19 protein-coding genes are annotated in these 24025 nt (G+C 70.5%); 4 read left to right on the top strand and 15 right to left on the bottom strand.

Going from position 1 to position 24025, the window contains the following annotated elements; all coding sequences use genetic code 11:
- Positions 1–87 precede the first annotated feature (87 nt).
- From AC25Y0_RS02640 to AC25Y0_RS02615, 6 genes are all read right to left on the bottom strand, one after another.
- The gene (locus AC25Y0_RS02640; protein WP_488134138.1) at positions 88–861 is read right to left on the bottom strand and encodes a DNA-formamidopyrimidine glycosylase family protein; all 774 of its coding nucleotides are present in this window, start codon (positions 859–861) and stop codon (positions 88–90) included.
- A complete protein-coding gene (locus tag AC25Y0_RS02635) occupies positions 854–5575 on the bottom strand; it encodes an ATP-dependent helicase (protein WP_488134137.1) in 4722 nt (1573 codons plus the stop codon). The genes AC25Y0_RS02640 and AC25Y0_RS02635 overlap by 8 nt, the downstream gene beginning before the upstream one ends.
- Positions 5576–5782: 207 nt before the next feature.
- The gene (locus AC25Y0_RS02630; protein WP_488134136.1) at positions 5783–7393 is read right to left on the bottom strand and encodes an ABC-F family ATP-binding cassette domain-containing protein; all 1611 of its coding nucleotides are present in this window, start codon (positions 7391–7393) and stop codon (positions 5783–5785) included.
- Positions 7394–7793: 400 nt separating this feature from the next.
- The gene (locus tag AC25Y0_RS02625; RefSeq protein WP_488134135.1) at positions 7794–8831 is read right to left on the bottom strand and encodes an alanine racemase; all 1038 of its coding nucleotides are present in this window, start codon (positions 8829–8831) and stop codon (positions 7794–7796) included.
- Entirely contained in the window at positions 8828–9490 is a 663-nt protein-coding gene (locus AC25Y0_RS02620; RefSeq protein WP_488122793.1) for an alanine racemase, read from the bottom strand. Before AC25Y0_RS02620 ends, AC25Y0_RS02625 begins: the two co-directional genes overlap by 4 nt.
- Positions 9487–10158: an alpha/beta hydrolase gene (locus tag AC25Y0_RS02615; protein ID WP_488134134.1), complete on the bottom strand. Its 672-nt coding sequence runs from the start codon at positions 10156–10158 to the stop codon at positions 9487–9489. Before AC25Y0_RS02615 ends, AC25Y0_RS02620 begins: the two co-directional genes overlap by 4 nt.
- A 39-nt stretch (positions 10159–10197) precedes the next feature.
- Here AC25Y0_RS02615 and AC25Y0_RS02610 point away from each other — a divergent pair, with 39 nt between their 5' ends.
- The gene (locus AC25Y0_RS02610) at positions 10198–10785 is read left to right on the top strand and encodes an NUDIX hydrolase family protein (RefSeq protein WP_488122791.1); all 588 of its coding nucleotides are present in this window, start codon (positions 10198–10200) and stop codon (positions 10783–10785) included.
- 57 nt (positions 10786–10842) lie between these two features.
- On the opposite strand, the gene AC25Y0_RS02605 is transcribed toward AC25Y0_RS02610, so the two are convergent.
- Genes AC25Y0_RS02605 through AC25Y0_RS02595 form a run of 3 tightly spaced genes read right to left on the bottom strand, consistent with a single transcriptional unit; the run spans position 10843 to position 14116 of the window.
- Positions 10843–11940, bottom strand: coding sequence for a threonine aldolase family protein (locus AC25Y0_RS02605; RefSeq protein ID WP_488122790.1), 1098 nt, complete (start codon positions 11938–11940; stop codon positions 10843–10845).
- 27 nt (positions 11941–11967) lie between these two features.
- Positions 11968–12693 (bottom strand): SDR family NAD(P)-dependent oxidoreductase, encoded by a 726-nt coding sequence (locus AC25Y0_RS02600; RefSeq protein ID WP_488134133.1) that lies wholly within the window; start codon positions 12691–12693, stop codon positions 11968–11970.
- Positions 12686–14116 carry a DUF6421 family protein gene (locus AC25Y0_RS02595; RefSeq protein WP_488134132.1) on the bottom strand — a complete coding sequence of 477 codons (1431 nt, stop codon included), beginning with the start codon at positions 14114–14116 and terminating at the stop codon, positions 12686–12688. The genes AC25Y0_RS02600 and AC25Y0_RS02595 overlap by 8 nt, the downstream gene beginning before the upstream one ends.
- 79 nt (positions 14117–14195) lie before the next feature.
- Between AC25Y0_RS02595 and AC25Y0_RS02590 the strand changes: the two genes are divergently transcribed.
- Complete coding sequence (locus tag AC25Y0_RS02590; RefSeq protein WP_488122787.1) at positions 14196–14642, top strand: Lrp/AsnC family transcriptional regulator; 447 nt, start codon at positions 14196–14198, stop codon at positions 14640–14642.
- Between the two features lie 5 nt (positions 14643–14647).
- Here the strand turns inward: AC25Y0_RS02590 and AC25Y0_RS02585 are convergent, their stop codons facing one another.
- The 6 genes from AC25Y0_RS02585 to AC25Y0_RS02560 all read right to left on the bottom strand — a co-directional run bounded on the left by AC25Y0_RS02585 (position 14648) and on the right by AC25Y0_RS02560 (position 21987).
- Positions 14648–16147 carry a CoA-acylating methylmalonate-semialdehyde dehydrogenase gene (locus tag AC25Y0_RS02585; RefSeq protein WP_488134131.1) on the bottom strand — a complete coding sequence of 500 codons (1500 nt, stop codon included), beginning with the start codon at positions 16145–16147 and terminating at the stop codon, positions 14648–14650.
- A 47-nt stretch (positions 16148–16194) separates the two neighbouring features.
- Entirely contained in the window at positions 16195–17511 is a 1317-nt protein-coding gene (locus AC25Y0_RS02580) for an aminotransferase class III-fold pyridoxal phosphate-dependent enzyme (protein WP_488134130.1), read from the bottom strand.
- 120 nt (positions 17512–17631) lie between these two features.
- On the bottom strand, positions 17632–18582 hold the full coding sequence (locus AC25Y0_RS02575) for an ABC transporter substrate-binding protein (protein WP_488134129.1): 951 nt from the start codon (positions 18580–18582) through the stop codon (positions 17632–17634).
- A 78-nt stretch (positions 18583–18660) separates the two neighbouring features.
- The gene (locus AC25Y0_RS02570; RefSeq protein WP_488134128.1) at positions 18661–19677 is read right to left on the bottom strand and encodes a TIGR03842 family LLM class F420-dependent oxidoreductase; all 1017 of its coding nucleotides are present in this window, start codon (positions 19675–19677) and stop codon (positions 18661–18663) included.
- Between the two features lies 1 nt (position 19678).
- A complete protein-coding gene (gene hydA / locus AC25Y0_RS02565) occupies positions 19679–21142 on the bottom strand; it encodes a dihydropyrimidinase (RefSeq protein ID WP_488134127.1) in 1464 nt (487 codons plus the stop codon).
- Positions 21139–21987 carry a nitrilase-related carbon-nitrogen hydrolase gene (locus AC25Y0_RS02560; RefSeq protein ID WP_488122781.1) on the bottom strand — a complete coding sequence of 283 codons (849 nt, stop codon included), beginning with the start codon at positions 21985–21987 and terminating at the stop codon, positions 21139–21141. Before AC25Y0_RS02560 ends, hydA begins: the two co-directional genes overlap by 4 nt.
- A 162-nt stretch (positions 21988–22149) precedes the next feature.
- Here AC25Y0_RS02560 and AC25Y0_RS02555 point away from each other — a divergent pair, with 162 nt between their 5' ends.
- Together AC25Y0_RS02555 and AC25Y0_RS02550 are read left to right on the top strand one after the other, a co-directional pair.
- Complete coding sequence (locus AC25Y0_RS02555) at positions 22150–23322, top strand: sensor histidine kinase (protein ID WP_488134126.1); 1173 nt, start codon at positions 22150–22152, stop codon at positions 23320–23322.
- A 43-nt stretch (positions 23323–23365) separates the two neighbouring features.
- Positions 23366–24004: a response regulator gene (locus AC25Y0_RS02550; protein ID WP_488122779.1), complete on the top strand. Its 639-nt coding sequence runs from the start codon at positions 23366–23368 to the stop codon at positions 24002–24004.
- The last annotated feature ends 21 nt before the right edge of the window (positions 24005–24025 follow it).

The raw sequence follows: 24025 nt of genomic DNA, 5'->3' as shown, positions 1-24025 counted from the left end.
CCGCGCGGCGCAACGCCCCGGCGACCGAACCGGACGATCCGAAAGGGCGGTGTGCGGTGTCTGACAGATCGTCCGGGAGAGGTGGCTTCAGGTCTGGCAGACAGGACACCAGAACACGTTGCGCTCACGGGTCGCGTCGGCGCCGAGTGTCGTCGTGCGGATCGGGGTTCCGCAGCGTCGGCACGGGGCGTTCTCACGCCGGTACACCCACGTGCGGCGGCCTGGGCGGGAGTCTCCGGTGAAGGTGCGGCCCGATCGGTCCCGGTTCGCGCGGATCATGCGCACGCCCGTGTCGATGAGCGCAGCGGCGTCGACCTCGTTCGCCGGGGTGGTCGGCAGGATCCCGCGGACGAACAGCATCTCGTTCGCGTAGACGTTGCCCCACCCCGCGACGTTGCGCTGGTCGAGGATCGCGACGTGCGCGGCTCGCGGATCGGACTGCAGCCGGCGGACCGCCTCGCCGGCATCCCATTCGGAGGAGAGCGGGTCGGGGCCGAGGTATCCGACGAGGTCGTCTTCGCGCGCCGTCGGCACGACCTCGATGTCGGCGAGGTCGAAGCCGACCGCCTCGTGCCCTGCCGTGCCGATGACGGCGCGGGCTCGGAAAGCGGGCGCGCGCCAGCGCTCGCCGCGGCGATAGATGTGCCACTCGCCCTCCATCTTGAGGTGCGAGTGCAGCGACCACGGCCCGATGCGGTGCAGCAGGTGCTTGCCGCGGGGCACGACCCCGTGCACCGTGAGTCCCGTGAGGTCGATCGTGGCGGCCTGCGGCACGCGCAGTTCGAAGCGCGTCACTTCGGCGCCGGCGAGCACGTCGTCAAGCCGCCGTGCCGCGCGGTAGACGGTGTCGCCCTCAGGCACGCGTCGCCTGCCGTGCGGCATCGCCGGCCGTGAGCCGGCGCAGCGTGAGGCCTCGGGGCGACTCGACGAAGCCCGCCGCTCGCAGCAGACGGTCGACCGCCGTGCCGAAGACGAGCGTGCCGTTGACCTGCTCGATCGTCAGGGTCTCGAGTCGACGCGCGCGCGCCGTGGCGGCGAGCTCGCGCGTCGCCGCCTCGAGAGCCTGCTCGTCGTCGGTGAACGCCAGCGCCGACTTGCCGCCGCGCTCGAGGTAGAGCACGAGCGCGCCGTCGACGAGGACGACGAGGGCGCCGGCCTTTCGCCCGGGGCGATGCGATACGCCCTCGAGGGCCGGCCACGCCAGTGCCGCTCCGTACGGATTCGCCGGATCGGTCGCCGCGAGCGCGACGGCGTGCCGCGGCGGCGGGTCGGGCAGACCCGCGAACTCGCGCAGCCGGTCGACGGTCGCCGAGGCGGCGAACTGGGCGGCGCCGAGCTTCTCGATGACATAGCCGCGGCGGCAGTGGCCGGCCTCTTCGAACCTGGCCAGCACGCGGTACACCTGCGCGAATCCACCCGGCACGCCCTCGGACTGCACGGACCCGCGGGTGACGACGCCGTACCGGTCCAGGAGCAGGCTCGCGCTCGCCGTCGCGCGCAGCGTCGGGTCGGTCTCAGCCGCAGGCAGCAGCGACCACCGACCCCCGAGAGCGGGAGGCCGCGGCGGCACCGAGGCTGCGAGGGTGCGCGAGGCGGTGCCGCGATACATGCGTGCCCGCGGTGCGCGGCGGGCCACCCGATGGGCCTGCGAGCCCCCGCCGGTGAGGGTGCGCACGGGCGAGAACGTGTCGTTCGTGATGCGCCCGGCCCACGTGAGGCTCCAGAGTGCATCGATGACGGCCTGCTCGCTGGCGGCTCCGGTGAGCTGCCTGAGCTGGGCGGCGAAGTACGCCCCGCCCGCCGACAGGGTCTGCAGCAGCTGGTCTTCGAGTGAGCCGGGCGCGACGTCGTCGTCGGGCAGCGCGAGGGTGAGGGGTGCGGCATCGACGGGATGCAGGGCGATCCAGCCGTCGCGACCGGGCAGCGTGCCGTGGCCCGACCACACGACCTCGCCCGACGACGTGAGCTCGTCGAGCATCGCCGGGGCGTAGTCGGCCACGCGGGCGGGCAGGATGAGCGACTCCCACGCACTCGCGGGGATCGGTACGCCCGCGAGCTGCTCGATGACAGCGGCGACGCCGTCGACGCCCTCGAGAGGGCGGGTGACGTGCTGCCACACGGGAAGGAACCGGGCGAACGCGTCGGGGGGCACGGGCTCGACGCTTCCGCGGATGGCGGCGAGCGAGCGCATCCGCAGACGCCGGAGCACTTCGGAGTCGCACCATTCGAGGTCATCGCCCGCGGGTTCGTCGCCGACCCGGGACCCGGTCGATGGCTCGGGCAGGAAGTAGCCGCTGGAGACCCGCCCCTGGGACTCGAGTCGCTGCAGGGTGAGACGGGCGACGGCAGGGCCGATGCCGAGCCGCTGGGCCGCGGCATCCGCACGGAAGGGTCCGTGGGTGCGGGCGTAGCGAGCGACGAGGTCGCCGAGCGGGTCGGGCAGCGGCTCGAGGAACGCCGTCGGGATTCCGACGGGAAGCGCGACTCCGAGCGCGTCGCGCAGTCGCCCGGCGTCTTCGATCGCGGCGTAGCGGACCGTGCCTGCGATGGTCACCCGGATCGCCCGCCGCGCATCGACGAGCGCGTCGAGCAGGGCGGCTGCATCGTCGCGGGTCGCGTGCTCCGGCACCGTGTCGTCTGCAGGCACGTCGTCGCTCTGCAGACGCAGAGCCGCCTCGTCGGCGTCGAGGGGGCCGAGCAGGCGCAGAAGATCCGCCGTGCCCTCGATTCCGCGGGCGCGACGCTCGGGGTCGAGTCGCTGCACTTCGCGGGCGAACTGGGCGATGATGTCGGGGTCGAGCAGCTCGCGCATCTCGACCTTGCCGAGCAGTTCGCCCAACAGTGCGGGGTCGACCGACAGCGCGGCGGCGCGTCGCTCGGCGAGCGGGGAATCACCCTCGTACATGAACGCGCCGACGTAGCCGAACAGCAGGTCGCGCGCGTACGGCGACGGCTGAGCGGGCTCGGTCTCGACGAGACGGATGCGACGGTCGCCGATGCTGCGGGCGATGCGCAGGAGCGCGGGCACGTCGTAGACGTCTTGCAGCACTTCGCGGAGCGTTTCGAGGATCACCGGGAAGGTCGGGTAACGCCGAGCCACCTCGAGCAGCTGCGCCGAGCGCTGGCGCTGCTGCCACAGCGGACTGCGCCGGCCCGGATTGCGGCGCGGCAGCAGCAGGGCGCGCGCTGCGCACTCGCGGAAGCGGGAGGCGAACAGCGCCGACCCGCCGACCTCGTCGGTCACGAGCTGTTCGAGCTCGTCGGGTTCGAAGACGAAGAGCTCGGCGCCGGGGGGTTCTGCCGTGGCATCGGGAACCCGCGCGATGATGCCGTCGTCGCTGGCCACCGCCGACCCCTCGACTCCGAGGCGCTCGCGGATGCGCGCATTGACGGCGAGAGCCCAGGGTGCGTGAACCTTCATTCCGTATGGGGAATGCAAGATGATCCGCCAGTCGCCGACCTCGTCGCGACCGCGCTCGACGGTCAGTGAGCGGTCAGTCGGCAAGGTGCCGGTGGCTTCACGCTGTTCGGCGAGATAAGCCAGCAGGTTGCCCTGTGCGAGCGGGTCGAGCCCGGCTTCTTCCAGCCGGGCGCGGGACTTCTCGGGCTTCGCGGTCGAGAGCTCGCGCGCGAAGCCGCCGAGTGCTTCGCCGAGCTCGGCCGGTCGGCCGATTCCGTCGCCGTGCCAGAACGGCAGCTTGCCCGGCTGCCCGAATGCCGGCACGACGTTGACCCGGTCGTGCGTGATCTCGACGATCCGCCAGCTGGTCGTGCCGAGGGTGAAGACGTCGTTGATACGCGACTCGTAGACCATCTCTTCATCGAGCTCGCCGACGCGCGCGTTCTGCGATTCGCCCGCGATGAAGACACCGAACAGTCCCCGGTCGGGGATCGTGCCGCCGCTCGTGACGGCGATGCGCTGCGAGCCGGGTCGACCCGTGAGTGTTCCGTGGTCTCGGTCCCAGACCAGGCGCGGCCGCAGTTCGGCGAACTCGTCGGACGGGAACCGGCCCGCGAGCAGATCGAGCGTGGCCTCGTAGGCCGACCGCGGCAGCGAGCGGAAGGGCGCCGAGCGCTTGAGCGTGTCGTACCACTCCTCGACATCGAGCGGCTCGAGGGCGCTTGCGGCGACCGTCTGCTGCGCGAGGATGTCGAGCGGGTTCTGCGGGATCGAGATGGACTCGATCTGCCCCGCCAGCATCCGCTCTGTGACGATCGCCGTGTGCAGGACATCGGCGCGATTCTTGGGGAACAGGGCCGCACGGCTGACCTCGCCGACCTGGTGGCCGGCGCGCCCGATGCGTTGCAGACCGGATGCGGCACTCGGTGGCGCCTCGACCTGGATGACGAGGTCGACCGCCCCCATGTCGATACCGAGCTCGAGGCTGCTCGTCGCGACGACGCAGCGCAGGACACCGCTCTTGAGCTCTTCTTCGACCTGCGCACGCTGCTCTTTCGACACCGAGCCGTGATGCGCTTTCGCGAGCACCGGCTCTGCACCCGCCGAGGAGCCCGCCTGTGCCATCATCTCGGCGGGGACGGCTGGCTCGGGCAGGTCGAGGCCGAGCCGTTCGGAGTAGATCTCGTTGAGGCGGCCGGTGAGGCGCTCGCCGAGCCTGCGCGAGTTGACGAAGACGATCGTGGATCGATGCTGCAGGATGCGGTCGACGATGGCCTCTTCGACGTGCGGCCACACCGAACCGGTCACCTCGGTCTGACCGGCGTCTGCGAACCAGTCCGCGTCGCCCTCGGCGCCGGGCTCAGGGGTGCCCGGCGGGGGCGGCGGGTTGAGCATGTCTTCGACCGGCACGACGACGGACATGTCGAAGGCCTTCGTCGAACGTGGCGCGACGATCTCGACGGGCGACGAGCCGCCGAGGAACCGGGCGACCTCGTCGATGGGCCGCACCGTCGCCGACAGTCCGATGCGCTGCGCGGGACCGATCTTCGGATCGTGCGCGCGGCGCAGCGCGTCGAGCCGCTCGAGGCTGACGGCGAGGTGCGCACCTCGCTTCGTCGCGGCGACGGCGTGGACCTCATCGATGATGACGGTGTGCACGTCGCGCAGGGTTTCGCGCGCCTGGCTGGTCAGCATGAGGTACAGAGATTCGGGCGTCGTGATGAGGATATCGGGCGGGGCCGTGACGAGCTTGCGGCGATCCGACGACGTCGTGTCGCCCGAACGCACGCCCACCGAGACGCCCGGCACCGCGATACCGAGGCGCCGGGCGGACTGGTCGATTCCGACGAGCGGCGAGCGCAGGTTGCGCTCGACATCGACGCCGAGCGCTTTGAGGGGCGAGATGTACAGGATGTGCGTGCCGGGCGCAGGACCGGAGCGGCGCCGGCCTTTCGCGGCGGGCGGGCGTGCGGCATCCTTCTCGCGGAAGATCCGGTCGATCGCCCACAGGAACGCCGCGAGGGTCTTGCCTGAGCCCGTCGGAGCGACCACGAGCGCGTGCTTTCCGGCGGACACGGCTCGCCACGCGCCCGCCTGAGCTTCGGTCGGCGCGGCGAACGCCCCGCGGAACCAGTCCTGGGTCGCGGGGCCGAAACGCTCGAGCACGTCGCTCACCCCTCCATCTTCGTCGCTGCCACCGACATCGGGCCGGGCCTTGCAAGATCCGTCGTGCGGGGGATAGCCGGCGCTGCGCCGAGGCGTACCGATGCCCGTGCACCGTGTCGGGTCTGTGCCGCGACACGCCGGCCCGGCGTTCCTGCTTCACGGCGTGTCGTCCCGCGGGCCCGACAGTGTGCCCGCTCGGTGCTCTATGCCCCGGGCTCACACCTCTCTCAGCGTCCCATCGCGCGACAGCTCGACCGTCAGGTCGACGCCGATCCGCTTGAGGAACGCGTCGTCGTGGCTCACGACGAGCACGGCGCCGCGGTACGCCGACAGCGCCGCGACGAAGCGGTCGACCGTGTCGAGGTCGAGGTTGTTCGTCGGCTCGTCGAAGACGAGCAGCTGCGGCGGCGGGTCAGCCAGCAGCAGCCGCGCGAGCGCGACCCGGAACCGCTCCCCGCCCGACAGCGTCGACACGGGCCGTTCGACGGCCGCGCCGCGGATGAGGAACCGAGCGAGCCGGTTACGCAGCTCGACCGCTCCGACCCCCGGGGCGACCGCCGCGACGTTCTCGAGAACGGATGCCGCCTCATCGAGCCCGTCGACGCGTTGCGGCAGGTACCCCACGCGGTCGGTGTGCAGCTCTGCGTAGGCGCCGCCGAGCGCGGCGGCGCGAGGCGGGGACGCCCCGACGAGCCGCTCGAGCAGCGTCGTCTTGCCGCTGCCGTTCGGGCCGATGAGGGCGACCCGCTCGGGCCCCTGCACGATCCAGGCGCGCTCGCCGTCGACGAGTGTCGCGATGCGGCGCCCCGCCGCGACACCGGGGTCGGGCAGGTCGATCACGACGGCGTCATCGTCGCGCACGCGCCGCTCGGCGGCGTCGAGCGCTGAGCGCGCCGCCGCTTCGCGCTCGGCCTTCTCGCCGCGCAGCTTGCCGGCCGAGACCTGCGCCTCGCGCTTGCGTGCGTTCATGACGATCTTCGGCAGTCGCTTCTCGGCGTGCGCCTTTCGGCCCATCTGCTGTCGCCGGGCGATCGTCGTCTCGGCCTCGATCCGCTCGCGCTTCTCGCGGCGCACGGCCTGGACCGCCGCGCGCTCCGCCTGACGCGCGGCATCCTGCTCGGTGTCGAGCCACTCCCGCCACGCCGAGTAGGGGCCGCCGAAGACCGACAGCTCGCTGTCGTACAGCTCGGCGGTGTCATCCATCAGGTCGAGCAGCGCCGTGTCGTGACTGACGACGACGAGGGCGCCGCGCCACGTGCGCACCATGTCGTACAGCCGAACCCGGGCGTCGCGGTCGAGGTTGTTGGTCGGCTCATCGAGCAGTACGATCGGCGCCGCCGAGAGACGGATGCCGGCGATCGCGGTCAGCACGGCTTCGCCGCCGGATAGCTCGCCGACGCACCGGTCGAGCATGGTGGGGTCGAGCCCCGCCTCGGCGAGGGCCGCGTGGGCGCGCGCCTCGACGTCCCACTCGTCGCCGACGGCGTCGAAGCGTCGCGGGTCGGGGTCTCCGGACTCGATCGCCCGCAGGCCGCGCAGCGCGTCGCCCACGCCGAGTAGGTCGGCGACAGGGCGTGCGACGTCGAGGGTGAGGCGCTGCGGAAGGTATGCGGCATCCGCTGTTCTCGTGATGTGCCCGCTGTCGGGCACGAGGTCGCCCGCGATGAGGCGCAGCAGCGTCGACTTGCCCGAGCCGTTGCGGCCGACCAGGCCCGTGCGGCCGGAGCCGAACGCGCCCGAGACGTCGCTGACGGCGATCGTGCCGTCGGACCAGGCGTACGAGACGCGGTCGAGGATGAGGGAGGGGGTGAGGGTGTGAGCAGGCATGCGGCTCCGTTCGTGTCGGGTGCGCAGACACACGACACCGACGCGGCACGCACGGCGAAGCCGGGTGCAGAGCGGAGGATCGACTGTCAGCGCGAGGGGAGGGGCGCCGACAGCGGGTCCTGAGCAGCCGTGGCTGCGTCGAAGGACGACGGATGCGGCGCGATTACAGCGCGGGCGCGTCGATTCTCTTCAACGGACTTCCTCACACGAGGGACAGGAGCGCACGACACGATACCGGATGCGGTGCGCCGGCGCACCTGTGCCCGGTGCCCCGTGCCTCGCGCGCCGTGCACAGTGTCGGGTGGTCGTGGCGACACGCCGGTAGGGACGAGCTGCGACGCGGAGTGTCGGCTGGCAGGCCCGACGCTGTGCACGCCCACGCCCCCGCCGCCGGCTCCGATCAGCCGCCCGTGTACTCGCGGGGGATGAGCGGCGAGACCCGCACGAGGATCTCTTCGCCGACCGTGTCGATCGCCTCGCCGAGCGTCGTCGGGTCGGATTCGCCGTGCGTGCCGGGACCGAACAGGGTCACCTCGTCGCCGACCTGCGCGTGCGGCCACGCGTCGACGACGCTTTCGGCGAGGTCGACGCGACGCAGCGCGCGTGCTCCCGCAGGCGTCCCCACCGTGATCCGGCCGCCGAGTGTCGAGGGCAGTCCGTCGAGGGCCCCGAGACCGACGACGGCATCGTCGCCGTCGACGCGTACGACGGGGGCGACGAGCGCCGCGGAGGGCACGATGCCCGGCAGCACAGGACCGTCGGCGGACCGCACGCCGTAGCCGAACGCCCCGAAGCGCACGAGGTCGTTGCGGAACTCGGGTCGCGCGTGGCCCGCGGCGCTCGCCGCGAGGTGCCGCACGTCAGGGGTGAGGCCCGCGGCGCGGGCGAGATCCACGGCGCGGTCGAACTCTGCGCGGGCGCGGTCGTCGTCGGCGTCGCTCGCTTCGGCGATGTGGCTCCAGATGCCCGCCACGACGATGTCGCCCGCCGCCTCGTACTCGGCCGCCCGCCCGACGAAGACCGGCCAGTCTTCGGGCCGCACGCCGTTGCGGTGCAGTCCCGTGTCGATCTTGAGGTGCACGCGCACGGCGCGCCCCGCGGCGCGCGCCGCGACGAGGTCGAGATACCCGGCGTCGCCGACACCCAGGTCGAGGCGCGCATCGATCGCCGCGTCGACCTCGGCGGCGGATGACGTCGCCCACGCGAAGATCCGTGCGGCCGGCACTGCCTCGCGGACGCGCAGGCCCGTTGCGATGCTGAACGATCCGAACCAGTCGATTCCCGCCGCCGCAGCGGTCAGGGCCACGGCGTCCACTCCGTGCCCGTATGCGTCGTCCTTCACGACGAACATGACATCGGCCGGGGCGACGCGCTGCCGCAGCGTGTTGAGGTTCGCTCGGATCCGGTCGAGATCCACGCGCAGGACGGGGCCGCTCATGCGGCATCCACCCGTCTCGTGTGCAGCCCGATGGCGCAGACGATCTCGGCGGCGCTCAGCCCCGACGCCTCCGCCCATCCCGCCAGCCCAGCCCTCCGGCCCTCGCCGCCGAAGTACACGACCTCGGCGCCGACGCCGACGGGGGCCTCGCCGATGTCGACGACGCAGACGTCCATCGCGATGCGACCGACGACGGGGTGCGCTGCGCCCTCGATGTCGACCGACACGGCGTTGCCGATCGCGCGGGGGAGTCCCTGACCATACCCCCCCTCGACGAGCGCGACGCGCGTGTCCCTCGCTGCGCGGTGGGTGAACCCGTACGAGACGCCCTCACCGCGGCGCAGCGACTTGATCGACAGCACGCGCGCGGACAGCCGGAGCACGGGTATGCCGCCTGACCCGGGCAACCCGAACAGCAGGGCGCCGTTGATCGTCGGCTCGGTCGCCGCCGTGAGTCCGGCCGCCGTCAGGGCGGCACGATCGACCTCATCGATCGCGGCCGCACGCACGCCCGCGCCCGCGAGCACGTCGGCGACGAGGGGCAACCCGTGCCCCCACGCGTCGCGGCGCAGGTCGGCGACCCCGTCGCCCTGCGCGAGGGCGGATGTCGCGTTGCCGGCCAGCGCCGACCGCGAGATGTGCGCCGTGAGGCTCGTCACGCGTCGCCTGACTCGAGCTGCTTCGTCAGGAAGGCCCGCACATCGGCGACCTCGTCTTCGGAGACCCCGTGCGCCAAGCCGGGATAGACGCGGCCGCTCAGCTCGACATGGTCGGGCATCCACTGCGTCGTGTGCATGACCAGCGGGGCGGGAATGACCTCGTCGAGCGTGCCGCGCCCCCAGAAGACGGGCGGGCGCCGTTCGGCGAGCTCTTCGTCGCGGGGCAGCTCGCCGGGCGAGACATAGCCGCTCAGTGCGACGGCGAAGGCGAACCGCGCGGGGTCGAGGCGCATCGCCTGCACGGCGATGGCGGCGCCCTGTGAGAACCCGAGCAGCCCGACGGTCTCGCTCTCGGCCGTGGCATCCACCCACTCGAGCACCCGGGATGCCGCCGCGGTGAGGTGCCGCGGGTCGCGGCTGTCGAGGCCTTCGATCGGGTACCACGAGTAGCCCGGCGAGGGCCACGGCGGGGCGAGCGGAGCGCGCACGGAGGCGACGACGTATTCGTCGGGGAAGTGCGTCGCGAGCCCGAACAGGTCGTGCTCATCGGCCCCGTAGCCGTGCAGCAGCACGAGCAGAGGCCGACCTGCACGCTCACCGCGCGGGACCGACCACTGCACGACGGTGGAATCCAGTGCCGGCGTCTCGAGTGCGGGGAACTCAGCCATGCGACCATCTTTCCAGGCATCGTGAGGTATACAGAAAGCATGTCCGTGCGCACCCCTGATCCCGAACCGGCAGACGAGCAGCCGTTCGGCTCGTCGCAGGGCGATGTCTCGAATCCCGGCTGGCTGTCCGACGTCGAGCTCGCCGAGTGCCGTCGCCGCCTGCCGATGCTCTATGTCGAGGGCATCCCGGTGCGCGTCGACGGCATGGGGCAGGTCATCGATGTCGGCATCCTGCTGCGTGCGACGCCTCTCGGCGAAATCAAGCGCACGATCGTGTCCGGCCGCGTGCGCTACGGAGAGACGGTGCGCGACGCGCTGTTCCGCCACCTCGAAGATGACCTGGGGCCCATGGCGTTCCCCCTCCTGCCGCCGCAGCCGACGCCGTTCACGGTCGCCGAGTACTTTCCGATCCCGGGCGTGAGCCCGTACCACGACGACCGGCAGCACGCCGTGTCGCTCGCGTTCGTCGTGCCCGTCACGGGCACGTGCGAACCGCGCCAGGATGCCCTCGAAGTGACGTGGATGCCGCCGGAAGAAGCAGCATCCGACAGTCTCGCCGCCGAGATGGAGGGCGGTCGGGGCACGCTCATCCGCCTCGCTCTCGCGAGTGTGGGCGCGCTGCGCTGACGCCGGGACCACGATGCGGCCCCGGCGCCGCGTCGATGGTCAGCCCGCGAGCTAGATCTACGCGGCCGCCGTCTCGCGCGCGATCGCCGCGACGAAGGCGTCGATATCGGACTCGGTCGTGTCGAACGAGCACATCCAGCGCACCTCGGTCTCACCCGTCGGCTTGCCGTCGTCGTCGGTGGCGGCGCCCCAGTCGTAGAAGCGGAATGTCTCACGCAGACGGTCGCCGACGCCGGCGGGCAGCGTTGCGAACACGCCGTTGGCCTGCGTCGGCTGCGTGAACGCGACACCGCGGATCGAGCCGTCGGCGAGTCCCGCCTCGACGCCGGCACGCAGACGCTGCGCCATGGCGTTCGAGTGCGACGCGTTGCGCAGCCACAGGTCGCCGTCCAGAAGGGCGATGAGCTGCGCCGAGACGAACCGCATCTTCGACGCGAGCTGCATGTCGAGCTTGCGCAGGTAGGTGAGGCCGGTCGACGCGGCGGGATCGAGGACGACGACGGCCTCGCCGAGCATCGCGCCGTTCTTCGTGCCGCCGAAGCTCAGCACGTCGACGCCGGCGTCGCGCGTGAACGCGCGCAGCGGCAGGCCCAGCGAGGCGGCGGCGTTCGAGATGCGTGCGCCGTCCAGGTGCACGCGCATGCCGAGCGCGTGGGCGTGGGCGGTGATCGCCTGAATCTCGTCGACCGTGTACAGGGTGCCGAGCTCGGTCGACTGCGTGATCGACACGACGAGCGGCTGCGCCCGGTGCTCGTCGCCCCAGCCCCACGCCTCTCGGTCGATCAGGTCGGGGGTGAGCTTTCCATCGTCGGTCGGCACCGTGAGCAGCTTGATGCCGGCGACGCGCTCGGGGGCCCCGCCCTCGTCGACGTTGATGTGCGCCGTGCCGGCGGCGATGACGGCGCCCCAGCGGGGGAGCATCGACTGCAGACCGACGACGTTGGCTCCCGTTCCGTTGAACACGGGGAACGCTTCGACTCCGTCACCGAAGTGCTGCGCCATCACGGCCTGCAGGCGTTCTGTGTAGACGTCTTCGCCGTAGGCCACCTGGTGCCCGTCGTTCGCTGCGGCGATGGCCGCGAGCACGTCGGGGTGGATGCCGGAGTAGTTGTCCGAGGCGAAGCCGCGGACGGCGGAGTCGTGGAGCGTGGTCACGAGGGTCCAATCTAGTTCGAGATCAGGTCACAGGGTGGGGTCGGTGAGCTCGACGACCGTGTCATTCACCTCGGCGGCGTCGGTCATCCACAGATCGGTGAACCTTTGCGCGAGGGCCTCCTCGAGACCGGACAGGCTCTTCACGCGAAAGACCACGGATGCCGCCCGCAGCGGCTCGTCTGCGTCACGGGCCGCCTTCGCGAAGCCCTGAGCCACGGCGCGCGCCCAGGCCTCGCTCGCGGCTTTCACGGCAGCGTAGTTCGCCCCGCCCGCGAGGGGACGTGCGACCGCGGTCGACGACACGATCGCGAGGCGTCCGGCCTCGGAGGACCGCAGATCCGCGTCGAAGGCGCGCGACACGTGGCGAAGCGCCGTGAACGACTGTTCGAGGAACCGGTAGTCCGCGTCGGACTGTCCGGCCAGGCCTCCGCCTCCGCGCCATCCGCCGACGAGGTGCGCGACGCCGTCGACCGGACCGTCTGCCTCGTGCACGCGCTCCGCGAGCGTCTCGACGGCAGCTTCGTCGGTGAGGTCGCACAGCTCGGTCCGGACGCCGCCGACATCGCTCGCCGGTTCGTCGGCTCGCCGAGGGGCCGCCCCGAGGTCTTCGAGCCGCTGCAACGCCGCGGCATCCCGCCCCACCGCGACGACGCGGGCGCCGGCAGCGACCAGCGCCCGCGTCAGCGCCAGACCGGCGTCGCTGGTCGCCCCCGCGATCAGGACGAGGCGTCCGCGCACCCCGGGCTCACTCATCGCCCGCGCGGATTCCCGTCGTCGACTCGATGACCGGACGCATCTTCTTCTCGAGCGCCTCGAAGAACATCGACAGCGGGAACTCATCGTCCATCACGGCGTCGGTGTAGCCCTTCGGGGGCCCGGCGAGCACTTCGGTCGGCAGTCCGCGCGCCCATTGCGACGCCGGGTTCGGCGTCAGAGTGCCGCGCACGAGGTCATAGGCGGCGAGCCAGTGCGCCGTCTTCGGGCGGTCGATCGAGCGCCAGTACAGGTCGTCGATCGCATCGCCGAGTGCGACGACGGCGGACGGCACGTCGTCCCAGTCGAATGTGAGGGCCGTATCGGTCCAGTGCAGCACGCCGCGCTGGTGGAGCCACGCGAACAGCAGCTGCCCCCCGAGCCCGTCGTAGTTGCGCACGCGCGAGCCCGTGATCGCGAACCGGAAGATCCGGTCGAAGATGACGGCGTACTGCACGAGCCCGGCGTGTTCGAGCATCTCGGATTCGGTCGGCGTGAGGGCATCCGCGGCGTTCAGGCGCTTCTCGATCGCAACGCTCTCGCGGAAGGCCGTGAGATCGCAGCGCAGCTCTTCGAGCGAATACAGGAAGTACGGCATCCGCTGCTTGATCATGAAGGGGTCGAACGGCAGGTCGCCGCGCATGTGCGTGCGGTCGTGGATGATGTCCCACATCACGAACGTCTTCTCCGTGAGGTCCTGGTCATCGAGCATGCGCGCCGCATCGGCCGGCAGGTCGAGCTTCGTGATGTCAGCCGCCGCACGTACGACCCGCCGATAGCGCGCCGCTTCGCGGTCCTGGAAGATCGCACCCCACGTGAACGTGGGGACCTCGCGCATCGCCACGGTCTCGGGAAAGAGCACGGCCGAGTTCGTGTCGTACCCCGGCGTGAAGTCGACGAGCCGCAGCGAGACGAAGAGCCGGTTGGTGTACTCGGTCTCGAGCTGGGCGATGAACTCCGGCCAGATCGCCTGAACGATGAGCGCCTCGACGAAGCGGTTCGGCGACCCGTTCTGCGTGTACATCGGAAAGACGACGAGGTGGCGGGTGCCGTCGATGCGGTTCCGCTGTGGCTGGAAGGCCACGAGAGAGTCGTAGAAGTCCGGCACGCCGAAATCCGCGGCGGCCCAGCGCTCGAAGTCGCGCACGCTGGCCTCGAGGTACTCCGCGTCGTGCGGGAATCGCGGTCTGAGCTCGCGGATCGCTCCCGTGATCGCCTCGACGTGGTCGCGGGCGGCGTCGTGGTCCGGGGCCGCGGGGACGGAACCGTCCTTGGCCTGGATGGCCTGCAGTGCGATCGCGGCATCTTTCAGACGCAGCCATGCGGCGCTGGTCTCGACGCCGGCGCTGGTCGGGGCGTCGTCGACGACCTCGGGCTCACCGACGACGACCTGCGCGGCACGGGTGTGCTGGGTCAGGGACATGGAGACCTCCGATCGCTCTTGGCTGCAGCCACCGGAATATTTCCGGCAAACAGGCTCTGCTGCCGGTATTCTTCCACGTATGGAAGATGCTGTCGACCTCCGCATCATCGAAGCGGTCTCGCTCGATGCGCGCGCCACCCTCGCTCAGATCTCCCACGCCGTGGGGCTGTCGGTGTCGGCGGTGCAAGCGCGACTGCGGCGGCTCGAGACGCGCGGCGTCATCGTGGGATACCGGGCGCTCCTCAACCCCGAGGCGGTCGGAAAATCGCTGTCGGCGTTCATCGAGATCACGCCGCTCGACCCGGGCCAGCCCGACAACGCTCCCGAGCTGCTGGAGCACCTCCGCGAGATCGAGGCGTGTCACTCGGTCGCCGGTGAGGCCGCGTACATGCTGTTCGTTCGCGTCGCGAGCCCGCGCGACCTTGAAACGCTCATCCGGGACATCCGCCAGGCGGCATCTGTCAGCACCCGGACGACGGTCGTGCTGCAGACCTTTTTCGAGAACCGCCCCGTCGAACCGGCGTGAGCCGGTCAGTCGTGCTGGGGGAAGCCCAGGTTGAGGCCGCCGTGCGACGGGTCGAGCCAGCGTGACGTGATGGCCTTCTCGGCGGTGAAGAAGTCAAACCCGTGGGGGCCGTATGCCTTCGCATCACCGAACAGCGACGCCTTCCACCCGCCGAACGAGTGGTACGCGACGGGAACCGGGATCGGCACATTGACGCCGATCATCCCCACCGTCGCCTCGCGCTGGAAGCGTCGAGCCGCGCCGCCGTCGTTGGTGAAGATCGCCGTGCCGTTCGCATACGGGCTGCCGTTGATGATCGCCACGCCCTCTTCGTAGCCCTCCACGCGCACGATCGACAGCACAGGGCCGAAGATCTCGTCGGTGTACACGGTCGACGACGTGGGCACCCGGTCGATGAGGGTGGGGCCGAGCCAGAAACCGTCGGCCTCGCCGTCGACCTCGACGTCTCGTCCGTCGACGACGACCTCGGCGCCATCGGATGCCGCGACATCGATGTAGGACGCGACCTTGTCGCGGTGCACCTTCGTGATGAGGGGCCCCATGTCGCAGCCGCGCATGCCGTCACCCGTGCGCAGCGTGCTCATCCGCTCGGCGATCTTGGCGGCGAGCACGTCGGCGACCGCGTCGACGGCGAGCACGACCGAGATGGCCATGCAGCGTTCTCCGGCCGAGCCGAACCCGGCGTTGACGGCGGCATCGGCGGCGAGGTCGAGGTCGGCGTCAGGCAGCACGAGCATGTGGTTCTTCGCGCCGCCGAAGGCCTGCACGCGCTTGCCGGAGGCCGTCGCCGTCTCGTAGACGTACTTTGCGATGGGCGTCGAGCCCACGAACGAGACGGCGCTCACGTCGGGGCTCGCCAGCAGCGCGTCAACGGCTTCCTTGTCGCCGTGCACGACGTTGAACACTCCGTCCGGAAGCCCTGCCTCGGTGAAGAGCTCGGCGAGCCAGTTCGCCGCGCTCGGGTCCTTCTCGCTGGGCTTCAGCACGACGGCGTTGCCCGCCGCGACCGCGATCGAGAAGAACCACAGCGGCACCATCGCCGGAAAGTTGAAGGGGCTGATGATGCCCACGACGCCGAGCGGCTGGCACAGCGTGTACACGTCGATCTGGGTCGAGACGTTCTCGGAGTACGCGCCCTTCGTCAGGTGCCCCAGTCCGCACGCGAACTCGACGACCTCCAGGCCTCGCGCGATCTCGCCGAGGGCGTCCGAGAGCACCTTGCCGTGCTCGGCGGTGAGGATCTCGGCGAGTTCCTGTTTGCGCGCATTGAGCAGCTCTCGGAAGGCGAACATGACGGTCTGGCGCTTGGCGATTGACGCGTCGCGCCAGGACAGTGCGGCATCCGACGCGATGTCGACCACCGCGGCGACATCATCGGCCGAGGCGAAGCGCACCGACTTCTGCACGGTGCCCCGTGCGGGGTTGTAGACATCGCCCATGCGGGTCCCGGTACCGGCCCAGGCAGCCCCGCCGACCCAGTGATCGAGGATCGTGTGCTCGGTCATCGTGTTTCCCTCCTCGTCGACAGATTCGAACGAGCGAACGCGCCTGCTCAGGCGAGATCCGCTTCGACGCTCGCCAGCGCATCGTCGTAGATCGCCATGGCTTCGGCCACCTCATCGACCGTGACGATGCACGGCGGCACGACGTGGATGCGGTTCTCCGCCGTGAAAGGCATGAGCCCTCGTGCCATGAGCTCCTTCTTGAGCCGGGCGATGGTGTCGCCCCCGACGGGTTCGCGCGTCTCGCGATCACTCACGAGGTCGAGCGCCCAGAACACGCCCTCGCCGCGCACCTCGCCGATGAGTGGATGGTCCTCGGCGAGCTGCGCGAGGCCGGGCCCGATGGCCTCGTCGCCGATGCGCCGTGCGTTCTCGACGATCCCTTCGTTCTGCATGGCATCGATCGCCGCGATGATGGATGCCGCCGCCAGCGGGTGCCCCGAATACGTCAGGCCACCGGGGAACACGCGGTCATCGAAGGTCTCCGCGATCGCGTCGGAGATGATGACGCCGCCGACGGGGACATAGCCGGAGTTGACGCCCTTCGCGAAAGCGATGAGGTCGGGCTCGCCACCGTGGCCCTCGAAGGCGAACCAGTTGCCCGTGCGGCCGAAGCCGGCCATCACCTCGTCGAGGATGAGGACGATGCCGTGCTTGTCGGCCAGCGCCCGCACGCCGGCGAGGTACCCCGGCGGCGGAGGAATGATCCCCGCCGTGCCCGGCACCGACTCGAGCAGGATCGCCGCGATCGTCTGCGGCCCCTCGGACTCGATGACGCGCGACAGGTGGTGCAGAGCGCGCTCGCATTCCTTTTCGGGCGTCGTGGCCCAGAACTCGGTGCGGTACAGGAAGGGCCCGAAGAAGTGCACGTGTCCGCGCGCGTACTGGTTGGGAAAGCGGCGCCAGTCGCCGGTCGCAACGATCGCCGCGCCGGTGTTGCCGTGGTACGACCGGTACGTCGACAGCACGGTGTCCCGGCCCGTGTGCAGGCGGGCCATGCGGATCGCGTTCTCGACGGCGTCGGCGCCGCCGTTGGTGAAGAAGACCTTGTTCATCCCCTCGGGCGCCTTCTGCGCGATGCGCTCGGCGGCGCGCGCCCGCGTCAGATTCGCCGTTGCGGGGCCGATCGTGGCGAGCGTCGCGGCCTGCTCCTGGATGGCCGCGACGACGGCCGGATGCTGGTGACCGATGTTGACGTTGACGAGCTGGCTCGAGAAGTCGAGCAGGCGGTTGCCGGCGTGATCCCACACCCGCGCGCCCTGGGCGCCGGCGACGACCGGCAGCGACAGCGAGCCCTGCGCCGACCACGAGTGGAACACATGAGCGCGGTCGAGGCGCGTCGTCTCAGCATCCAGGTCTTCTGTCATGTCGTTCTCCAACCGGTGGCGCGGGGTCTCCTGGCTACGTTGGTCCCCCGGCGGCGCGGGGTCAAGGTACAGAAGAGGTCATCGACGGCGGATGCGAGACGGAACGTCCGGCCGCGGACTTCAGCGGCCGTCGCCGGTGATGTCGATGCGCTCGCCCTCGAGGGCGTCCAGCGCCCGCTCGATGTACTCGTTCGTGTACGGCACGGCCGGGCCGTCGCCATCGAGAAGACGACGGGGCGCGTCGGCCAGCGTCTCACGGGCGGCCTCGACGGCTTCCTGCCATTCTTCGTCGTCGATGATGCCGAAGCCCGCTTCGGCCGGCCAGAGCAGGGCGTTGACGTCTCTCAGCGTCGGTGATCCGTCGGGCGCCGGGCCGGCGGCACGAACGATCTTGGCCGCCTCGTCGGGGGAGTCCCGGGCGTAGATCCAGCCCTTCGTCGAGGCCGCGATGAAGCGTACGGCCGCATCGGCGTAGTCCTCGTCGGCCTCGATTCGCGCCGCATCGGCCCAGACCGCGTCGGTCCAGACCGCGTCGGACCCCGCGGGGGCGGCGGATGCCGCGGCGACGAAGTTCTGGGCGATGGCGAGCACGGTGTCGTTCCCGTCCGAGTCGGCATCGGGGTCGATGTCGGGTTCTTCGGGGTCGCTGTCCTGGGGGTCGGGCTCGTCGGGGGCGGTGTCCTGGGGGTCGGGCTCGTCGGCGCCGGATTCGTCGGCGTCGGCGTCGTCGGCGTCCGCCTCGGCCAGAGTGATGGCCCAGGCCAGGTCGGCGACGGTGAAGTCCGGCAGCTGCTCGGACGGGAGATCGGACGGAGGCGTCTCGTCGTCGGGCACGACGATCTCGACCTCGAGGCCCGCATCGGTGTAGTAGCCGAGATCGACAGCGACGACGTAGCCCGCGACACGCGCGCCGCCCGTGTCGGGCAGGTGCAGCGTGATCGGCACGAGCTCGACGGCGTCGTCGTCTTCGAGCGCTCGTACGGGGGGCGGCGCCTCGCCATCGACGGTGCATCCGGTCGCGACGAGCCCGATCGCGAGTGCGATCGCGGCGCCCCGGACGCTTCGCCTCATCCCTTCGCTCACCGTTCCACGCTAACCCCTCGCGCCGACGCGGCGGACGCCCGTCCCGGGCGTACACCGGCCCCGTGATCAGCGCGTGGCGGGGGCGTGGCCGGTGAGGGCGGGGATGACGGTCTCGCCGTAGACGCGCAGCGTCTCTTCCTTGCTGTCGTGCTGCAGGTAGCCCGCGAACTGCGTCACGCCGAGATCCCGCAGTCGCTTCAGCTTGGTGATGTGCTCGTCAGCCGTGCCGAGGATGCAGAAGCGGTCGACGATCTCGTTGGGCACGAAGTCGACGTGGTCATTGTCGGCCTTTCCGTGCGTGTTGTAGTCGTAGCCCGTGCGCCCCGCGATGTACGCCGTGAGTGCGTCGGGCACCGCGCCGTGGTGACCGTACTTCGCGACGATGTCGGCGACGTGGTTGCCCACCATCCCCCCGAACCACCGGCACTGGTCTCGCATGTGCGCGACGTCGTCGCCGACGTACATGGGCGCCGCGACGCAGATGGCAAGCGAGTCGGGGTCGCGGCCCGCCGCGGCGGCGGCATCCTTCACCGTCGTGATCATCCATTCGGCGATGTCGAGGTCGGCCAATTGCAGGATGAACCCGTCGCCGACCTCTCCGGTCAGTCGGAGCGCCAACGGGCCATATGCCGCCACCCAGACATCCAGGCTCGATCCGCGGCTCCACGGGAACTGCAGCGTCGCGCCGTTGTGTTCGACCGCGCGCGAATTGCCGAGTTCGCGGATGACGTGGACCGCCTCGCGCAGCTCGGCCAGGGTCGTGGGTTTGCCGCCCGTGACGCGCACGGCGGAGTCGCCGCGTCCGATCCCGCACACGGTGCGGTTGCCGTACATCTCGTTGAGCGTCGCGAAGACCGACGCCGTCACCGTCCAGTCGCGCGTCGCGGGATTGGTGACGAAGGGGCCGACTGTGACGCGATGCGTCTCGGCGAGGATCGCAGAGTGGATGACATACGGCTCCTGCCACAGCAGGTGCGAGTCGAAGGTCCACACATGGCTGAACCCGTGCGACTCGGCGAGCTTTGCCAGCTGCACGGTGCGCGCGGCGGGCGGATTGGTCTGCAGAACGACGCCGAAGTCCACGTCACACCAGGTACTGCGACAGGCCGCGCTTGAGGAACCGTCCGTCGCCCTTCGCGCCGAGATACTCGCCGCCATCGACGATGACCCGCCCGCGCGAGAGCACGGTGTCGACGTGCCCGTCGATCTCGAACCCCTCCCACGCCGAATGATCCATGTTCATGTGGTGGGTGCGGCCCGTGGGGCTGCCGTTCTCGTCCACCGGCATCCCGATCGTCGTGTGCCCGTGCGGGTCGTAGACGACGACGTCGCCGTCGGCACCGGGCTGGATGACGCCCTTGCGCCCATACAGCCCGAACATGCGCGCCGGCGTCGTCGACGTCAGCTCCACCCACCGCTCGAGGGTGATCCGACCCGTCACGACCCCCTGGTACATGAGGTCGATGCGGTGCTCGATCGAGCCGATGCCGTTCGGGATCGCACGGAAGTCGCCGAGCCCGAGCTCCTTCTGGTCCTTCATGCAGAACGGACAGTGGTCGGTCGACACCATCTGCAGGTCGTCCGTCCGCAGCGCCTGCCACATGTGATCCTGGTGCCCCTCGGCGCGCGAGCGCAGCGGCGTCGAGCACACCCACTTCGCCCCCTCGAACGCCCCCCACCGCTCGCTCGATGCGCCCAGCTGCTCTTCGAGCGACAGGTAGAGGTACTGCGGGCATGTCTCGCCGAACACGTTCTGGCCCTTGTCGCGCGCCCAGGCGAGCTGCTCGACGGCCTGCTTCGCGCTGACGTGCACGACGTACAGAGGCGCGCCCGTGAGGTTCGCGAGCATGATCGCGCGGTGCGTGGCTTCTTCCTCCATCTGCCAGGCGCGGGCGATGCCGTGGAAGTACGGGGAGGTCTCGCCGCGGTCCACGAGCTGCGCCGCGAGGACGTCTATCGCCGGCCCGTTCTCGGCGTGCATCATCGTGAGCATGCCCGTGTCGCGACTCACCTGCATCGCGCGCAGAACCTGCGCGTCGTCGGAGTAGAAGACACCCGGGTACGCCATGAACAGCTTGAAACTCGAGATGCCCTCGTCGACGAGCCCGCGCAGCGCCTGCAGCGAGTCCTCATCGACACCCCCGACGATCTGGTGGAAGCCGTAGTCCACGGCGCAGTTGCCCGCCGCGAGCTCGTGCCAGCGTGCGAGGCCGTCCTGCACGCGCTCGCCCTGGCGCTGCACGGCGAAGTCGATGATCGACGTCGTGCCGCCCCACGCTGCCGCGCGCGTGCCCGTCTCGAACGTGTCGCTCGCGTTCGTGCCGCCGAACGGCAGCTGCATGTGGGTGTGCGCGTCGATCCCGCCCGGGATGACATACTTGCCGGTCGCATCGATCACCCGGTCGACGGATGCCGCGACATCGGTGCCGAGCAGCTGCGAACCCGGCGCGAGCACGGCCGCGATCGTCTCACCGTCGATCAGCACGTCGGCCCGCGCGCGCCCCGTCGCCGAGACGACCGTGCCGCCGGTGATGAGTGTCGTGCTCATGGCTTCGCGATCCCGGTGTAGGAGTCGGGCCGGCGGTCCCGGTAGAACTGCCAGTCGTCGCGCATCTCGAGCACCATGTCCATGTCGAGGTCGCGCACGAGCAGCTCCTCGTGCTCGCCCGAACCGCGCTCGCCGACGAAGTCACCGCGGGGGTCGATGATCTGGCTCGTGCCGTAGAAATCCACGGCGAGGTCGCCGTACTCGTTGTCCTCCCGCCCGACGCGGTTCGGCTGAAGCACGAAGTACCCGTTGGCGACAGCGGCGGCCGGTCCTTCGACCTCCCACAGCCGGTTCGACAGCCCCGGCTTGGTCGCGTTCGGGTTGAACACCATGTGCGCGTCGTTGAGACCCAATTCGCGCCATCCCTCGGGAAAGTGCCGGTCGTAGCAGATGTACATGCCGACGCGACCGACCGCCGTCTCGAAGACGGGATAGCCGAGATTGCCCGGACGGAAGTAGAACTTCTCCCAGAACCGGTCGAGGTGCGGCAGGTGGTGCTTGCGGTACGTGCCCAGGATCGTGCCGTCCGCATCGACGAGGACGGAGGTGTTGTAGTAGACGCCGGTCGCGGCTTCTTCGTAGATGGGGAGCACCGTCACGATGCCGAGTTCCTTCGCGAGCGACGCGAAGCGCTGGACGATCGGGCCATCCGCGGCTTCGGCGTAGCGGTAGTACTTCTTGTCTTGCGTGATGCCGAAGTACGGGCCGTAGAACAGCTCCTGGAAGCAGATCACCTGCGCGCCCTGCGCTGCGGCATCCCGCGCGAAGCGCTCGTGCTTGTCGAGCATCGACTCCTTGTCGCCTGTCCACGTCGTCTGCGAGATCGCCGCGCGTACCGTCGTCATCGTGTCTCCTTCGTCGACCGGATCGTCCTCGATCAGGTCCCGCCGCTGGATTCAGCCCGTCTCGGGACAGTAGAGCCTGGTGCCGACACCCGGCAAGGGGTCCAGTCGGGATACATCGCCAGACGGATGCCGCGGCCTGCGCTCTCCCGTAGCGTGAAAGCCGTGTTCCGTCGCCTGAAGCCCTACCAGATCGTCGTCGATGCGACGGCGGCGCTGATCTTCTTCGCGGTGGCGCTTCCGCTCGAGCTCGTCACGTCTGCCGGCATGGGGGTGTACCCCTCGAATGACGTCCTCGGTGCGCTCGCCTTCGTCGTGCCCTTCACCGTCGCCGCTGCCCTGAGCCGGCTCGCTCCCGGCCTCGCGCTCGGGATCGCCTGGCTCGCCGCAGTCATCCAGATGTCGCTCGGCCGGCCACCGACTTTCGCCGACCTCGCCGTGTTCGTCGTGCTGTTCACCGCAGCGGCGTACGGGTCGGACCGTGTGTACTGGATCGGCCTCGCGTCGTCGCTCGTCGGCGCGGTCGTCATCACGGTGTACCTGCTGGCCGAGAACCTCCTTGCCGGCGGAGCGGTCACGTGGCAGGCGATTCCGCTGGCCCTCCTGATCCTCGTCGCCGGCGTCTTCGCACTCGGGCTCGCCTGGACGATCGGCGCGCTCGTGCGCGCCGCGCGTCGCGCCCAGGCGAACCGTCAAGCGCAGGAGCGCGCCGAGGCCGAGGCCGTCGTCGAGCAGGAGCGCGTGCGGATCGCCCGTGACATGCACGATGTCGTCGCCCACTCGCTCGCCGTCGTCATCGCGCAGGCGGACGGCGCGCGATATGCCGCGGCTGCCGACCCCTCCGCCGCGACCACCGCGCTCGGCACGATCTCGACGACGGCGCGCTCGGCGCTGGCCGACGTGCGGATGCTGCTGACGCAGCTGCGCCACAGCCAGGGCGACGGCCCGCAGCCGACACTCGCCGACCTGGAGCAGCTCTACGCGCAGGTGCGGGCCGCGGGCATCCAGCTGGGCGTCTCGGTCGAACCGGTGGCCCCGGGCGAGCCGCCTGCCGCCGTGCAGCTGGCCGTGTACCGCATCCTGCAGGAGGCGCTCACCAACGCGCTGCGCCACGGTGCCGGTGTCGTCTCGGTGCTGCTGGCCTGGCATCCCGATCGGGTCGAGGTCGTCGTGCGCAATCCGCTCCGCGCGGGCGAACGCTCCGCCGGGAGCGGTCACGGCCTCATCGGCATGCGTGAGCGCGCGCACCTCATCGGCGGGCGGCTCGATGCCGCTGAACGCGGCGACGAGTTCGTCGTGGCGGCGATGCTGCCCATCGGTCAGGCGCCGACCGCATGACGCCTGACACCACACCCACCCGACGACGGAAGGGAGCCGGCGGATGATCCGTGTCGTGCTCGTCGATGACCAAGCGCTGTTCCGCGCCGGCATCCGCATGCTCGTGGCCTCGCAGGCCGACCTCGACGTGGTGGGCGAAGCCTCCGACGGCCGCGAAGCGATCGATGTCGTGCGGGCGACGCGGCCTGACGTCGTCCTCATGGACATCCGCATGCCGATCATGGACGGCCTCGCGGCGACGGCAGAGCTGCTCGCCGATCCGGACCCGCCGCGGATCGTCATGCTCACGACGTTCGACCTCGACGAAGCCGCGGCACGCGCGATCCGGCAGGGGGCGAGCGGCTTCCTGTTGAAGGACGCCGAGCCGGAGCTGCTCCTCGCCGCGATCCGCACCGTGCACGCGGGGTCGGCCGTCATCGCGGCATCCGCCACCCGCGATCTCTTCGCGCATTTCTCGCAGCCCGCCGCCGTGAGCGTTCCGCCCGCCTACGAGGCGCTCACCGAGCGCGAGCGTGAGATCTTCGCGCTCGCGGCGCGCGGATTGTCCAACGCAGAGATCGCCGGGCGCGAATACCTCTCCGAGGCGACGGTCAAGACGCACATCAGCCGCATCCTCACGAAACTGGGCCTGCGCGATCGTGTGCAGCTCGTCGTCTTCGCGTTCGAGCACGGGCTCACCTGACGCGCGCCCCCGCGGGGAGGG

This window comes from Microbacterium sp. Y547 (assembly GCF_057669785.1).
This window is presented reverse-complemented; position numbering and strand designations above follow the sequence as displayed.